This window comes from Acidihalobacter yilgarnensis, from assembly GCF_001753245.1.
Lineage (GTDB): Bacteria > Pseudomonadota > Gammaproteobacteria > DSM-5130 > Acidihalobacteraceae > Acidihalobacter > Acidihalobacter yilgarnensis.
The window spans coordinates 1,496,559-1,510,352 of record NZ_CP017415.1; the positions used below are offsets into that span (position 1 = coordinate 1,496,559).

At 57.3% G+C, this 13,794-nt stretch carries 16 protein-coding genes and 1 pseudogene; 11 read left to right on the plus strand and 6 right to left on the minus strand.

From position 1 onward, the window contains the following. Nucleotides 1-22 precede the first annotated feature (22 nt). On the minus strand, nucleotides 23-733 hold the full coding sequence (locus BI364_RS07165) for a hypothetical protein (RefSeq protein ID WP_070078157.1): 711 nt from the start codon (nucleotides 731-733) through the stop codon (nucleotides 23-25). 150 nt (nucleotides 734-883) lie between these two features. Between BI364_RS07165 and BI364_RS07170 the strand changes: the two genes are divergently transcribed. The 5 genes from BI364_RS07170 (at nucleotide 884) to BI364_RS17830 (ending at nucleotide 2,751) form a co-directional block, all read left to right on the plus strand. Continuing rightward, nucleotides 884-1,123: an AbrB/MazE/SpoVT family DNA-binding domain-containing protein gene (locus tag BI364_RS07170; protein ID WP_070078158.1), complete on the plus strand. Its 240-nt coding sequence runs from the start codon at nucleotides 884-886 to the stop codon at nucleotides 1,121-1,123. Further along, on the plus strand, nucleotides 1,123-1,542 hold the full coding sequence (locus BI364_RS07175) for a type II toxin-antitoxin system VapC family toxin (protein WP_070078159.1): 420 nt from the start codon (nucleotides 1,123-1,125) through the stop codon (nucleotides 1,540-1,542). Before BI364_RS07170 ends, BI364_RS07175 begins: the two co-directional genes overlap by 1 nt. Before the next feature lie 8 nt (nucleotides 1,543-1,550). Then, nucleotides 1,551-1,874, plus strand: a complete 324-nt coding sequence (locus BI364_RS07180; RefSeq protein ID WP_070078160.1) for a hypothetical protein — start codon at nucleotides 1,551-1,553, stop codon at nucleotides 1,872-1,874. A 292-nt stretch (nucleotides 1,875-2,166) separates the two neighbouring features. After that, the gene (locus BI364_RS07185) at nucleotides 2,167-2,562 is read left to right on the plus strand and encodes a hypothetical protein (RefSeq protein WP_070078161.1); all 396 of its coding nucleotides are present in this window, start codon (nucleotides 2,167-2,169) and stop codon (nucleotides 2,560-2,562) included. A gap of 15 nt (nucleotides 2,563-2,577) precedes the next feature. Next, nucleotides 2,578-2,751, plus strand: coding sequence for a hypothetical protein (locus BI364_RS17830; protein WP_156782651.1), 174 nt, complete (start codon nucleotides 2,578-2,580; stop codon nucleotides 2,749-2,751). Nucleotides 2,752-3,101: 350 nt separating this feature from the next. Here the strand turns inward: BI364_RS17830 and BI364_RS07190 are convergent, their stop codons facing one another. Both BI364_RS07190 and BI364_RS17300 read right to left on the minus strand, forming a co-directional pair. Next, complete coding sequence (locus tag BI364_RS07190) at nucleotides 3,102-5,741, minus strand: putative bifunctional diguanylate cyclase/phosphodiesterase (protein WP_156782652.1); 2,640 nt, start codon at nucleotides 5,739-5,741, stop codon at nucleotides 3,102-3,104. Between the two features lie 113 nt (nucleotides 5,742-5,854). Beyond that, nucleotides 5,855-6,046 (minus strand): annotated as a pseudogene (locus BI364_RS17300) (IS3 family transposase); the annotation flags it as partial. Nucleotides 6,047-6,304: 258 nt separating this feature from the next. Between BI364_RS17300 and BI364_RS07195 the strand changes: the two are divergent. From BI364_RS07195 to BI364_RS07210, 4 genes are all read left to right on the plus strand, one after another. Beyond that, on the plus strand, nucleotides 6,305-7,930 hold the full coding sequence (locus BI364_RS07195) for a methyl-accepting chemotaxis protein (RefSeq protein ID WP_070078163.1): 1,626 nt from the start codon (nucleotides 6,305-6,307) through the stop codon (nucleotides 7,928-7,930). 155 nt (nucleotides 7,931-8,085) lie between these two features. After that, entirely contained in the window at nucleotides 8,086-8,343 is a 258-nt protein-coding gene (locus BI364_RS07200) for a type II toxin-antitoxin system Phd/YefM family antitoxin (protein WP_070078164.1), read from the plus strand. Next, the gene (locus BI364_RS07205; protein ID WP_070078165.1) at nucleotides 8,333-8,587 is read left to right on the plus strand and encodes a Txe/YoeB family addiction module toxin; all 255 of its coding nucleotides are present in this window, start codon (nucleotides 8,333-8,335) and stop codon (nucleotides 8,585-8,587) included. Before BI364_RS07200 ends, BI364_RS07205 begins: the two co-directional genes overlap by 11 nt. Before the next feature lie 55 nt (nucleotides 8,588-8,642). Next, nucleotides 8,643-8,927 (plus strand): integration host factor subunit beta, encoded by a 285-nt coding sequence (locus tag BI364_RS07210; RefSeq protein WP_070078166.1) that lies wholly within the window; start codon nucleotides 8,643-8,645, stop codon nucleotides 8,925-8,927. Between the two features lie 297 nt (nucleotides 8,928-9,224). On the opposite strand, the gene BI364_RS19125 is transcribed toward BI364_RS07210, so the two are convergent. From BI364_RS19125 to istA, 3 genes are all read right to left on the minus strand, one after another. Continuing rightward, nucleotides 9,225-9,770, minus strand: a complete 546-nt coding sequence (locus BI364_RS19125) for a type II toxin-antitoxin system VapC family toxin (RefSeq protein ID WP_407639337.1) — start codon at nucleotides 9,768-9,770, stop codon at nucleotides 9,225-9,227. Nucleotides 9,771-9,974: 204 nt separating this feature from the next. Continuing rightward, on the minus strand, nucleotides 9,975-10,733 hold the full coding sequence (gene istB, locus BI364_RS07220) for an IS21-like element helper ATPase IstB (RefSeq protein WP_070078167.1): 759 nt from the start codon (nucleotides 10,731-10,733) through the stop codon (nucleotides 9,975-9,977). A 31-nt stretch (nucleotides 10,734-10,764) separates the two neighbouring features. Then, nucleotides 10,765-12,297 (minus strand): IS21 family transposase, encoded by a 1,533-nt coding sequence (gene istA / locus BI364_RS07225; RefSeq protein WP_083251223.1) that lies wholly within the window; start codon nucleotides 12,295-12,297, stop codon nucleotides 10,765-10,767. Nucleotides 12,298-12,533: 236 nt separating this feature from the next. On the opposite strand from istA, the gene BI364_RS17310 reads away from it, so the two are divergent. Together BI364_RS17310 and BI364_RS07235 are read left to right on the plus strand one after the other, a co-directional pair. Beyond that, a complete protein-coding gene (locus tag BI364_RS17310; RefSeq protein WP_197495931.1) occupies nucleotides 12,534-12,722 on the plus strand; it encodes a hypothetical protein in 189 nt (62 codons plus the stop codon). Nucleotides 12,723-12,734: 12 nt separating this feature from the next. After that, nucleotides 12,735-13,766 carry an IS630 family transposase gene (locus BI364_RS07235; RefSeq protein WP_070078169.1) on the plus strand — a complete coding sequence of 344 codons (1,032 nt, stop codon included), beginning with the start codon at nucleotides 12,735-12,737 and terminating at the stop codon, nucleotides 13,764-13,766. Nucleotides 13,767-13,794 lie beyond the last annotated feature (28 nt).

Consider the following 13,794-nt stretch of genomic DNA (forward strand, 5'->3'; position numbering starts at 1 on the left):
TTTGCGTTCCTTCCCTGGAAAGTTACTTCCCGGCGATCCTCGCCTTGCAGATCGCCGCCAGCTGCGCGGCCGACTTGCCCGTGATCTGCTCGTACTCCTTGACCGTCATCGGATAGGGTAAATTGAAGGCATGGGTTTTGGGATGTGACCCTGGGCCAAAATAGAAACCTACAAGAGGGCTTTGTAGTTTTGAATTAAATGTTTGTCCCTGTTGAATTGATTTAATACCGGTCGCGATGATCGCAGCCAGAGCGGGGATAATGCGTTGTTGGCGCGTCCATCTTTGGCCTTTGTTTTCCCATAAGGGGGAGCCAACTCCTTGCGCATGGGCCAAAATAGAGAAAGTGCCGAATGAAAGCATGGCTTCCATATTACTAGAATGAATTAATAAATTACTGTGAAAAACTCTTTGAGTGATGGTAATTGACACCGGAACTGCGGGGCCTTTGCCCTGAGTCAGCCCGGCGCGCTGGAAGGCGAGTTCGAGGTTGTACTTCATCATCTTGGCGTACATCGGGTCGGGCAGGCAGTGGTAGACGGTTTCGTGTACCGGGCGGGCGTCGGGGGCGACGGTGACCTTGCCGACGGTGAAGGCGCGGCCCTTGAGGAAGGCGGTCTTGGCGGCCGGGGGCGGGTTGTTGAGGGTGACGCCGTGGTTGAATGCGCAGCCGCCGAGGGCGAGCAGGGCGAGCAGGCCGAGCAGGGCGGCGGCGAGGGCGAGCGGGCGGATCATGATCGTTCTCTCCTGTGTATCGTGTTCTTGGACAGGGTTAGGATCGCACGGGAGAGGGGGAATGCAAGCGCGACCCGAAACATGATTATAAATTGCCGTTGCAGCCCGGTTGTATTACAATTTTTTCTGATGTAATACCCGGGAAGCGCCATGGCAACAACGCTCACCAGCAAGGGTCAGGTCACCATCCCGAAGCAGATCCGCGACGCGCTCAACCTAGCGCCGGGTTCGTCGGTGGAATTCGCCGTCAACAAAGAGGGTGAGGTGGTCATTCACAAGGTCGGTGGCCGCCCCAGCCGCAAGCCGGATCGTTTCGAGGCTGCACGAGGCAAGGCCGACGTAAAGTGGCGCACTGATGATTTGATGGCTCTGCTGCGCCGTGATGCGTGATGCTGCTGGTCGATACCAATGTGTTGGTCGACGTTCTGGAGGACGATCCGGAATGGGCGGACTGGTCCATCGGCCAACTCCGGGCACAGTCCAAAATTCACCGCCTTGCCATTAACGCGATCATCTATTCGGAACTGTCGCTGACCTTCTCGACGACCGAAGCCCTGGATCGTGCCGTCGATGACCTGGGCCTGGCGATGATCGAAATTCCTCGGCCCGCACTATTCCTGGCCGGCAAGGCCTTCGTGCGCTACCGCCGGCAAGGTGGCAAGAAGAACAACGTACTGGCCGACTTCTTCATTGGTGCACACGCCGCTGTGGCAGGCTACCCCGTGTTGACCCGCGACACTCAGCGATATTCCACGTATTTCACCGGAGTCACCCTGGTCAGCCCGGCATCCGGGACAGGCAAGCAGTAAGTCCAACAATGAACAGGCGTTGGCTGTACGACACCGGATTTCTGGGCCTTGCGGGCAGCGGCCCGAACCACGGCAACGTCAACGGCGTGACTTCGGCTGGTTTCAATGCCCTGGCGGGCAACGGCAACAACCTGTCCCAGGGCGCGGCAGTGTCGCAGTACAACCTCGCGGCCTACATCGCGGCACTGGATTCGACCAACGTCACGGCGGGCACCTCGACCACGACGCAGGCGAGCAACCCAAACGTCTCGGGCGGCTCGAACGGCGTCATTGGCGCGCTGACGAACGCGACCACAAGCGACCAGCTGACCGCGCCCGGATCGCTTGGTTGACTACGCCTGTGATGGAGATGGCTTATCCTGGTAGTGTCCGGTATGTGGCACTTGTCTGAACTGGTGCTTTCGGCCAGAACCAACCAGTCAGGTGTAGTTCAGAACAGGCATTCAAAGGGCCGCTTTGTCCTCGTAAACCAGTCGAACGCAGTCTGAGAGCAGACTCCAATATCGGTGACCCGGGGAAGCAGTTTAGATCACCCAGCTACCGGGCTGGTTAGCCGTCTAGGCTATCCAATGGCTGATGACCTGACGTGCCACCTCTAACATGCAAGGAATGAGATAACAGGTCATGAGTTCCGATGACGACAAGAGAGGACGACACACCATTTCCCTCACGGAAGAACAGCAGCGCAAGATCGATGAAATCCTGCAGGGAAAGGATAGCCTTTCGATTGACCACCGAGGCGAATTTATTTGGTATTGGGGTGAGTTTCAACCTGAGCGACTCGGTGGTGGATCTGCAATACGTGTGCAGGTAGGTACCTCGGACGATCGCATCTTCACGCTGATCAGCCCCAAAATGTTGCCTGTCGGTATTCTTGGCACAGTGCGCTACAGGGATGAAACGAGCGGTGAAAAAAGGACTATTTTGGGAACAATCCGTCACTGTCGAACCGGGCAGCGTCAAGAGGATGCTTCAAGGGCCCGCCACCTCTGTCAATTCATTCCCACTATCGGCGACTGAGGGTTCTACTAACGAATGAATTCTAAAATACCTCTCGTACTTGACGACAGTTGTGGCGATAACTCATTCAATCACCAGCGGTTTGCCAGACTGGAAACCTTCCGCCAGCGTGATCTGGTCGCTGTGGATGGGCGCGCGGTTCAGCTACTACGACTGGATCGATTACGTGCGCTGTCGAATGGCGGCTGAACGTGACAGCTAACCGAGGGATAGGTGGTTGAATCGCGCGAAATACACGAACTGGCCGCGCCTAAAAAAAAGCCCACCATCAGGTGGGCTAATCAGTAATACAGTGACGGGGTAAGGAAGGGAGGTCACTGCCCCGCAATTTTCCCATGGATAGACAGCGGCGGGCAACCCGCATAAATCGCGTATCAAGAAGGCCTCGACGAATGGGGCCAAAACGAGAGATGCCATGGCTTGTCGGCACACCAGCGCGCCAGGGACATAAGCCTACGTTTTCGCCTCCTGACCGAAAGAACACACCTGAACTGCATCGCAGAACATGACTTGGCATCAAAAAACGTACATGCTGAATACTATGCCTGACAGGCCAAAGCATTTTTTCGGATTACATCTTCGAGCAGCGCATCTAGGGTTGCGGATGCACGTTCAAACTCGAGTATCTTTTCCGCACTGACGCCCTCTTTGGCGAGGATGGTCAAAAGTACGTCGTGGTAACGATGATGCGCCACATCCAGCTCGGATCCCGCATGTCCCAAACGTTCTAGCAGGCCCGGTACAATAACCTGGCCCAAAAGTGATTCCTCTGACGAACTCTGCAGAAAGCCTGGATTTTGGGTGAGCAAGTGGTGAAAGAAATAATCCCGCTGACGATGCGCCGCATACAGACCCAATAAGGTATTCGGACCCTCTATGGGCGGTTGATAATGGTGGTACCACTCAAGAAACTGATTGCCGGGCATGGGGCGTGCAATCGCATAACCCTGCGCCTTGGGGACATGTAATCCCTGCAACGCATCCAGAATCGACAGGGTCTCAACGCCTTCTGCGATGAAGTCGATCTCGAGCACCTCGGCAATGCCCATCAACGCCTCGATAAAGATCAGGTCCTCTGGATGGCTGCAAAGCTCGCGCACAAAGCCCTGATCAAGCTTCACGCTGTCCACGGGCAGGTCCTTAAGGCGGAGCAAGGTGGAATAGGCGCTGCCGATGTCATCCAAGGCAAATCTGATACCACGAGATTTGAGTGCCAGCATGCTATCGATTGTATTTTCCAGAGGGATATCCCCCTCGGTTTCAAGCACCTCCAGAATCAATCGATGAGGTGGTAACCGCATCTCGCCGATTGTGCTCAGCAGGCGATCAAGCCATGGCCCTCTCATGAGCAATGAGGGTGGCAGGTTGACCGAAACACTCAATTCGCTGAGCCCAGCCCGATCCCAGACCTGCACATCGGTATCCACCTGTCTCAAGACCTGTCGGACCAAATGATATTGGTCTTCGGATGTATCGAGGTCGGGCAAGAATTGTGCGGGCTCGCTGATCACGCCGGTTTGGCGGTCGATCAGTCGCGCCAGGGCTTCGACGCCGACAATTTGTCGCGTTTGCAGGTCCAGGATCGGTTGATAGTAGACGTGTAACTCACCCGCCTCGAGTCGCCTGCGGGTATGCAGATGTCGCTTGCTTTGCTCCCCATCGTGCTCGTACAAGGCCCAGAAATGTTGCCGGGTATTTTTATGCTTTTTACTGTGGTAGAGCGCTTGATCCGCGTGGCGCAATAGGGTATCGGCCTCCGCATCATCGAAGGGATAGATGCTCAGGCCCAGGCTGGCTGCTACAACAATGCGCTCACCCGCCTCGATCAGGATCGGCTCTGCCAGCTCCTGCTGCAGGCGTTCCAATGCGGTCATGAGGTCGTCGATATCTTCAAGGTCCTCGAACAGCAGTACAAATTCATCGCCACCGAGCCGGACGATATAGTCGGTTTCCCGCATGCTTTGCCGTAAGACATCTCCGAGTGCCCGTAAAAGTCGGTCGCCACCGGCATGACCATAGCGATCGTTCACGTCCTTGAAGTCGTCCAGATCAAAAAGCCCCACGGCCAATAGGCGCTCCCGGCGTCGAGCTCTGGCCAAGGCTAGTGTCAGATGTTCTGCCAAGGCGACACGATTGGGTAGCTGTGTGAGGGGATCATGCCGCGCGATCCAGACATGCCGATCTCGTTCTGCGGCCAACGACAAGGCATGCTGCCGTTCGCGTGAGAACAATCGGGCGATCAGCGCCATGAAACCGATCAGGCTTACAAGCCCCACGCCTAGAATGGGGAGCAGGTGATGCCACCATAGAGACCAGACGCGGGATAGTGGCAGGCTGACGAAGGCGACGGCCGGAATCTGGGCCAGCCGTGCATAGGCGCCGATGCGATCACGGCCATCAACCTCGACGCGGCCACTGTACGGACCTTCCAATCGCTCAGGATGACGCATCACCGCCTCGACCAGGCTACCCCGGTACCGTCTGCCATAGAGCGTGGTCATCGAGCCGGGCTCTGGCAAGCGTGCCAGTACGTAGCCATCCGTGCGCAACAGACCTAATCCTGTCTCGGGGAGCAGCGACATGCTGGCCCATTGCCCGGTGAGCAAATCGACTGGCAGGTTGGCTTGCAAAAGGGCGATTGGCTGACCCGTAGATGAATGCAGTGCATAAAGGACCGTGAGGTGCCAGCCGTGATAGATCAAGCCACGTTGTGTGCGGCCCAATTGCAAACCGTTACCCCGCAGGGCTTGCCTCACTTCTTCCCGAGTGCGAGGGGAGATGTTTGGTAAGGGTGTGCCGAAAGGCGCTGCAGTATTGAGCAGCATCCGCCCGGTGGGACCATACAAGATCAAGTTGGCGATATAGGGGTGGGATCTTAAATATCCGGCCAACGCGATATAGTCAGCGCTGGTAGGTTGAGATGTCGCGACATTCAACTGTTCGGCAAGGTTGGGCAGGCCGACCCTTAGGGATGTCAACAGGGTATTGGCGCTATTGGCGACGAATTCGGCCTGGATGCGCAATTGTGAAGCGATATCCTCTCGTGTCCGTTGCCATGACTCTATCCCAAATAGGGATGTACCCAGCACAGCGGCAAGTACGGTTAACCCACCGACGAGCCAAGCCAATTTGAGGCGAGGCGATTCGTGAGATGTTGGCAAGGGGCGATAAGGCTGCAATATCAAGTCCTAATGACGAACCGCCCCAGGTTCTGTGGAGGTTATGAGGCTTAAGTCATGCTGCGATGGTGTCTTGAATCGCCCCGGGTATCGCGGAGGCTGTTTGGTTTAAGTTAAGCAGCTACCGCTGTTTGACGGTTGAGTTGCTCGTAATAGTTTGCCTCAGCTTCTGCGGGAGGTATATGACCCAGTGGTCCCATCAATCTTTGATGGTTAAACCACGAGACCCATTCCAAGGTCGCCAGTTCCACAGATTCCCGCGTCTTCCAAGGCCCTCGACGATGGATAAGTTCGGCCTTATACAGCTTCTGCCGATTTCTAGGGCTAAGCCCGGATGGCCGGGTAAGGTCAACCCGATTCGTGACTCTTTGTTGTCTGCGTCCTTGACGGGCACGCCGCGCAAACCGCGGCAACCCGCTGGCCGAAGGCGAGGCGCGTTTGAATCTGTCTGGGATTGGTAAGCATTCGACAAACTTCGTCTCAACATCCTAAACATTTACAGAGCATGTCCGATAAGATTACTCAATGCATGGTATTTTCACCGCGACCTCGAGAGCATATAAGTGAAAAAAAACTTCCCAATCAACCGCACCGAGCACACCTTTAGACCGGATGAACTACTGATTTCATCTACCGATCTCGCTGGTGTTATTCGCTACAGCAACGAAGCATTCGCCAAAGTTGCTGGCTTTCCGGTCAATGAATTGATAGGTAAAAGTCATAACGTCGTCCGCCATCCGAGCATGCCGCAGGCGGCCTTTTCTGATCTGTGGGCATCCATCAAGGCCGGGCGCCCATGGATGGGGTTGGTACAGAATCGCAGCAAGGACGGAGGCTTTTACTGGGTCGATGCATACATCACACCGGTTTACGAAAAGGGCTCTTGCATTGGCTACGAGTCGGTCCGTGTACGACCCCAATCGGAAGATCGGGCGCGGGCTGAAAATCTGTATAAGCGTCTAGGTCCTGCGGCTACCCGAGACGGCACCGGGGTTTCATCTGAGCAGGCCGGCAAGGTTGCTGCAAAGCTGGGTCAGGTGCGTTGGCTGGACAGTGTGCTGAATCGCATGCAGCTCACGGGAGCCTTGGCATCACTGCTGATCGTGGCACTGACGTTGCTGCCATTCTCGCGCACCATGCTGACGATCGGTGATGTGCTGGTCGGCATCCTCAGCGTTTTTTTTGCCTGGTTTTTTTCCCGGCCCTTGAGAAAAGTGGATCACTGGATTCGGCAAGAGGTGGTCGACAACCCGATTATGCAGGCGGTCTACAGCGGACAGAAAGGAGAACCTGGGCGGATCGAACTTGCGATTCGCCTTCTGCAGGCCGGTCAACACACAATCCTCGGTCGATTGGGCGAAGAAGCCGAGAAGTTACGCGAGGCTGCAGAGGCCTCCGCCCTGGAGTTGGGGCGCGTAGTTGAACAGGTCAATCTTCAGCACAACCAAACCGACCAGCTGGCGACTGCCATGAACGAAATGGCAGCCACTTTCCTTGAGGTCGCGCGTAATACGACTGCAGCGGCTGATGCGGCTCAAAAGTCCAGGAGAGAGACAGAAAATGGCACGCGTGTGGCCAACGACTTTTCAGCCGTGATCGGACAGATTGCAGAACAGATTACCTTTGCGGCGGGCGCAATGGAACAACTTCTGGCCAATAGCGAAAGCATCTACAAAGTAACGGATCTCATTACCAAGATATCCGAGCAAACTAATCTGCTAGCACTCAATGCCTCGATCGAGGCGGCGCGGGCCGGTGAACATGGGCGTGGGTTTGCAGTCGTGGCTAGTGAAGTGAGCGATCTCGCCAAGAAAACGAATCAAGCAACCAAAGACATACGCGCGCAGCTGGGAGAGTTCAAGAAAACACTCAGTAACAGTGCAGAGAACATGCGCACCAGCCGTGCAATGTCGGATGAAGGTGTCCAGCGGGTCGGGGATGTGACCGCGGCCTTATCGGCCATTTCAGAGGCAGTCGAGACAATCAGTAGCATGAGCACACAAATCGCCACGGCCACAGAAGAGCAGAGTGCGGTTGCGGAAGAGATTAATCAGAATGTGGTTCATATTCGCGATGGGGCGGTACGCATAAACGATTCGGCCATAAAATCTCGCGATCTGTCTGACGACTTGATTACCCTCTCCGGCGATTTGGACTCGCTGGTCTCTCGCTTCAAAAGAGTTCGCTAGAACAGCTTGCTCTCGAACTGAACTTCAGCGGGATATTTGTTGGATGGCTGCATGGCTCGTGCTCTCAAGTGTTGAAGCCCCGGGTGGGTGTCGATTGTATGTTGCTTTGCATTGTACTATATTGAGTACAATGCTCAGAGACACTGAGGACCGCCATGGACGCTATCACCTACAGCTATACCCGCCAGCATTTGGCGAAGGTCATGAATCAAGTTGACGATGATCGCACGCCTGTACTGATTACACGCCAGAACGGAAAGCCCGTGGTGATGATGTCACTGCAGGACTTTAACGCGCTGGAAGAAACCGCCTATCTGATGCGTAGCCCAAGAAACGCCAAACGTTTGTTAGCCTCCATAGAACAACTGGCCACCAATGGAGGGAAGGCAAGAAGCCTCGTCGATGCCGATTAAATTCTCCGATGAGGCTTGGGAGGACTACCTGTTCTGGCAGGCAAACGACAAAGCCGTTCTTAAGCGCATTAACCGATTGATTCAGGCGATTCAGCGTTCGCCTTTCGAGGGGATTGGGAAACCCGAGGCGCTAAGGCATAATCTCTCTGGGTTCTGGTCACGTCGGATCAACGATGAGCATCGTCTTGTCTATGCCATCCAGGGAAATTCGATATTGATCGCCCAGTGTCGCTATCATTACTAAATTCATCCAAGAAAGTCAGTGAATTCATTAAAACAAGAACGCGACGGGTTATTTCATGACAAGAGCCGAACTGATCAGTGTCATCGCCAAAAAACATGAGTATTTGAAGAATACAAACGATGTCGACCTTGCGGTAAAGTGCCTGTTGGAGCAAATGAGTGCAGCGCTCGAATCGGGCGATCGAATAGAGATTCGTGGATTCGGTAGCTTTTCCGTGCGTTATAACCTGCCTCGTATCGGTCGAAATCCAAGGGACGGCTCTGAGGTCTCGGTGCCCGGTAAACACGCGCCACACTTCAAACCCGGGAAGGAATTGCGAGACCGTGTCAATTACATGTAACTACTCACTCATGCCCAAAAAACATGAATAACAGGGCAGTCTTTATTTGGCCAATATCTCCCATCCTTTCCCTGTGGATAATAATGTCCGTGAGTAGCGTTATTCGGCTTGTGTGGGCGCCGAGGTAGCCGCAGCGGACGGGTCGCTCTGCGGCAGCGCCCCACAAGTCGGCGCCTGCGATTAATGAATTACATTCACAGCGTTACACAACGTGTTGGGTGGAGTTACGTTAAATTACCTGACTGTCGCTGATCGTAAGCACGCACTTATCCAAATCGAAAGCAGTCGTTCGCTCTCTCAAGTACTTTGGTTGGAATTCTGAGCGCCAAAAATTGAAACGCCTGCGGCTGTGGCGGCCTTCTCCAAGCCTGCATCAAGTGTTGCCAACGGCAAGCCTGTCCGTAGTGACAACTCCAGATAAGCCGCATCGTAGGACGAGAATTTATAACGGCGAGCGAGATTCAATGTATCGCCCAGGGCCTGTGCTGCTGTGGCTTGGTCAACTGAGATGTTAAGGCGCTCAAGCACCGCAATGTACCGCTGCGAGTCGGTTTCGGTCACAACCGCTTTAGATTCAAGCTTGGCAACCACGTTGGAAACCTCTAGTGCAAACAGAGAGGGCACGACTGCCGGTGATTGTTTGAGGGCACCCAGCGTAGAGAGAGCACATCCATCCGCTTGAGAAGGCGCACGACCGCAAGTCCTTCGATTGCGGTAACGAAGACCTGAATCGCTATCTGTGCAAGCAGGCGAGGCAAGACGCTGAAAAGCGCGTCGCCGCGCCTTTCGTGCTGACGCAGCCGGGTAGCCCGAAAGTGCTCGGTTTCTACACGCTGTCCTCATCCATCATCCCGGTTGGCGAGCTACCGGAGGAACTGATGAAGCGGCTTCCGCGTTACGGGCAACTGCCGGTCACGTTGCTCGGCAGGCTGGCTGTGGACTGCGTATTTCGCGTGATTCGGCCACCTGTTTCGCATTTATTCGGCCACCTGTTTCACGGTGATTCGGCCGGGGCAGTCGGAGCGAAGCGACGCAGGGTTTGCATTGTTACTCGGAGTCGGTGGAGACGGTCAAGTTCCTGGCTCGCCGTTTGCGCATTGATTCGCCCTTGAGGGTGATTCGATAGCCGTTGTGCACGAGGCGGTCGAGGATGGCATCGGCTAGGGTGGGATCGCCGATGATCTCGTGCCAGTGCTCGACCGGTAACTGGCTGGTCACGAGCGTGGCGCGCTGGCCGTGGCGGTCGTCGAGCAGTTCCAGCAGATCACGCCGTGCGGTGGCGTCCAGCGGGCCGAGGCCCCAGTCGTCGAGCACGATCAAGTCGGTTTTGGCGAGGCTGGCCATGAGCTTGGGGAAGCGCCCATCGGCGTGGGCGAGTTGCAGATCCTCGAACAGCCTGGGGGCCCGCAGGTAGCGAGTGGTAAAACCCTGCCGACAGGCCTGCTGGGCGAGTGCACAGGCGATCCAGGTCTTGCCCACGCCGGTGGGACCCAGGAGCAGCAGATTGAGACCCTCACGGATCCATTGGCCGGTGGCCAGTTGGGTGATCAGGCCTTTGTCGAGGCCACGCCGGGTGCGGTAGTCGATGTCCTCCAGGCAGGCGTTTTGTTTGAGCTTGGCCTGGCGCAACCGCGTCTGTAGACGGCGATCCTCACGCTCGGTCAGTTCGCGGTCGGCGAGTAGGCCGAGGCGTTCCTCGAAGCTCAGGTCTTCGATCTCGGGCAAGGCGAGTTGGTCACGCAGCGCCTTGTGCATGCCGGTCAGGCGCAGTTGCTGGAGCTTGTCCAGGGTGGGATGGTGCAACATGGTGTGTGTCCCTTGTTGGATGGGTGAAGGATCAGTGGTAGTAGCCGGGGCCACGCAGATGGTCGTGCGCCTCGGGTAAGGACAGTGCCTGTTGTTCGGGCAGAGGCTGGCGATCGAGACCGCGCTTGAGGATCGATTCGAGGCTCTTGTAGCGACAGGCGCCGAGCAGCAGGGCGCGTTGGCAGGCGGCTTCGAGGCGATCCTGACCGAAGCGTTCACCCAGGCGCATGATCCCTAAGCAAGAGCGGAAGCCTTGCTGGGGATGCGGCCGGGACAGGACCTGGCTGATCACCCCGGCGGTGGCCGGACCGCTTTTCTCGGCCCAGCGCACCAGTCGCTGCGGCGTCCATTCGGCATACTCACGGTGGGCCTTGGGCATGTGCGCGGTGATCGTGGTGTGACGGCCCTTGGCCGGGGAGCGTACATGGCTGGCGACGCGCTGGCCCTTGTGGAAGCACTCCAGGGTATGGGCGGTCAGCCGGGCATCGAGCTGTTGCCTGACCAGGGCGTACGGCACTGAGTAGTAATGGCCGTCGACCTCGACGTGGTAGTCGATGTGTACCCGGACCTTTTTCCAGGTGGCGAACACATAGGGCGTGGCGGGCAACACCCGCAGGGCGGGCTGATCGATCTGTTCGAAGGCCTCACGGCGTGTGCCGGGCAGCTTCTTGAACGGGCGGTTGTTGAGCCGCTCCAGCAGGGTCGCGATCGCGGCATTGAGTTCCTTCAACGTGAAGAAGGTGCGATGACGCAAGGCGGCGAGGATCCAGCGCTCGACCACCAGCACGGCGTTCTCGACCTTGGCCTTGTCGCGCGGCTTGCGCACGCGTGCGGGGACGACCGCCACGCCATAGTGCTCGGCCAGTTCCGCATAGCTGGGGTTGAGGTCCGGCTCATAACGGCACGCCTTGCTGACGCCGCTACGCAGGTTATCCGGGACGACGACCTCGCTCACCCCGCCGAGGAACTCAAAGGCCCGCACATGCGCACCGATCCAGTCGGGTAGCGTCTGTGTCCAGGTCGCCTCGGCGTAGGTGTAGTTGGAGGCCCCGAGCACCGCGATGAAGACCTGCGCGGTACGCACCTCACCGGTGTGTTGGTCGATGATCTCGACCGTCTGGCCGGCATAGTCGACGAACAGCTTCTCGCCGGCACGATGGGTCTGGCGCATCACCCGATCGAGCTTGCCGGCCCAACGGCGGTAGTGGGTACAGAACCACGTATAGGCGAAGCCGTCGCGGTAAGCCGCCCGGTACTCTTCCCACAGCAGCATCAGAGTGACGCCGGGACGGCGCAGTTCCTGATGCACCACCGGCCAGTCCGGTAGTGGGCGCGTAGCGGCCGGTACCGCCGACGCGGGCGGGAACAGACGACGCTCGATCTCGGTATCGCTCAAGCCCGCCGGCAGCGGCCAGTTCAAACCCGAGACAGCAAAGCGTCGCTCGTACTCGGCCACGCTGCTGCGGGCGATGCGCACGCTCTCGGCGACCTGGCGGGCGGGCAACTGCGCTTCGAACCGCAGTCGTAAAACTTCTCGAATCTTGCGCATGGACAATCGCTCCATCTCGACCCCTTCGCTCCGTTAAAAGGGTCGATCCTAGTGGATGATGTCCTGCGTCACCCCCTGCCCACGGGGTGGCCGAATGGCCGTGAAACGGGTGGCCGAATGGCCGTGAAACGGGTGGCCGAATGCGCGTGAAATGGGTGGCCGAATCAGCGTGAAATCAGTGGCCGAATGACCGCGAAATACGCACTGTGGACCGCTCGGTCGGCGGCCAGGGTGTTGGGGAGTTCCTTCTCGTGGACGCCCTGCGCCTCAGTTTGGAAGTAGCGCAGCAGATTGCGGCCATTGCGGTAATCGTGGATGCGAAGGATGAGCGAGCCGAAAGTTTCTATTGGTATTTTGACTTCCAACCGTTCCAGCAAACCCCGCTGCGGCTGTTCCTGCCCATGGGACATACTAAGCAGTACATTGATAACCCGACATGATATGATTTAGGGATGGAGAAATTAGACGGACGCAAGCTTGATCGCAGCACGCTGGAAGCCATTCGCATTCGAGCCGTGATGAGGGTCGAGGCCGGCGAAAGCCCCGAAGTCGTGATCCAGGCCTTGGGCTTTCATCGTAGCCAGATTTACGCCTGGTTGGCGGCGTACCGCGAGGGCGGCCTTGAGGCGCTTCGCCAGCGCAAGGCCAAGGGTCGAGAGCCGAAGCTCAGGGGCGGGCAGCTGGATCGGCTCTACCGGCTCATCACCGAGCACAACCCCACGCAATTGAAGTTCGAGTTCGCTCTGTGGACGCGTGCGATGGTCCGCGAACTCATCCGCCGCGAGTTTAAGGTACGCCTCAGCGAGGTGTCGGTGGGCCGTCTGCTGCGTACGCTGGGGCTGTCGCCACAGCGTCCTTTGCACCGGGCCTATCAACGTGACGAGGCAGCGGTCGAGCATTGGCAGGCCGTGGCCTACCCCGAGATACGCCGGCTGGCCAAGCGCGAGAAGGCCACGATCTACTTCGGTGATGAGGCCAGCGTGCGTTCGGATCACCACAGCGGCACCTCCTGGGCACCGATCGGTCAGACGCCGGTCATTGAGACCACCGGCGCTCGATTTGGCGTGAACATGATCTCGGCCGTCAGCCCCCGAGGCGGGCTACGCTTTATGACCTTCACCGGCACCCTGACGGCGCCTATGTTCATCGACTTTCTGGGACGGCTGATCGAGGGGGCTACCACCCCGGTCTTTCTGATCGTCGACGGACACCCGGTGCACCGCTCACGCAAAGTCAGGGACTTCGTTGACGGCACCGCGGGTCGGCTCCGACTCTTTATCCTGCCGGCGTACTCACCTCATCTGAACCCGGACGAATGGGTATGGAACTGGCTCAAGCGGCACCACCTGGGCAAGGTCCGCCACAGTGGCCCGGATCAGCTTCGCCAAACGGTCACGCGATTTCTGCGCAGGCTGCAGCGGCTCACTCACATCGTCAAAGGCTTTTTCCAGGATAAAAACCTCGCCTACATCCACAATCAATAATGTCGGGTAATTAACGTACTGCTTAGTA

Coding starts and splice junctions, on each gene's coding strand:
- BI364_RS07235 (WP_070078169.1), top strand. CDS start 12,735: ATGGAGAAATTAGACGGACGCAAGCTTGATCGCAGCACGCTGGAAGCC.
- BI364_RS07165 (WP_070078157.1), bottom strand. CDS start 733: ATGATCCGCCCGCTCGCCCTCGCCGCCGCCCTGCTCGGCCTGCTCGCC.
- BI364_RS07175 (WP_070078159.1), top strand. CDS start 1,123: ATGCTGCTGGTCGATACCAATGTGTTGGTCGACGTTCTGGAGGACGAT.
- BI364_RS07170 (WP_070078158.1), top strand. CDS start 884: ATGGCAACAACGCTCACCAGCAAGGGTCAGGTCACCATCCCGAAGCAG.
- BI364_RS07200 (WP_070078164.1), top strand. CDS start 8,086: ATGGACGCTATCACCTACAGCTATACCCGCCAGCATTTGGCGAAGGTC.
- BI364_RS07205 (WP_070078165.1), top strand. CDS start 8,333: ATGCCGATTAAATTCTCCGATGAGGCTTGGGAGGACTACCTGTTCTGG.
- BI364_RS07180 (WP_070078160.1), top strand. CDS start 1,551: ATGAACAGGCGTTGGCTGTACGACACCGGATTTCTGGGCCTTGCGGGC.
- istA (WP_083251223.1), bottom strand. CDS start 12,297: ATGGAGCGATTGTCCATGCGCAAGATTCGAGAAGTTTTACGACTGCGG.
- BI364_RS07185 (WP_070078161.1), top strand. CDS start 2,167: ATGAGTTCCGATGACGACAAGAGAGGACGACACACCATTTCCCTCACG.
- BI364_RS07210 (WP_070078166.1), top strand. CDS start 8,643: ATGACAAGAGCCGAACTGATCAGTGTCATCGCCAAAAAACATGAGTAT.
- istB (WP_070078167.1), bottom strand. CDS start 10,733: ATGTTGCACCATCCCACCCTGGACAAGCTCCAGCAACTGCGCCTGACC.
- BI364_RS17830 (WP_156782651.1), top strand. CDS start 2,578: ATGAATTCTAAAATACCTCTCGTACTTGACGACAGTTGTGGCGATAAC.
- BI364_RS19125 (WP_407639337.1), bottom strand. CDS start 9,770: ATGAGGACAGCGTGTAGAAACCGAGCACTTTCGGGCTACCCGGCTGCG.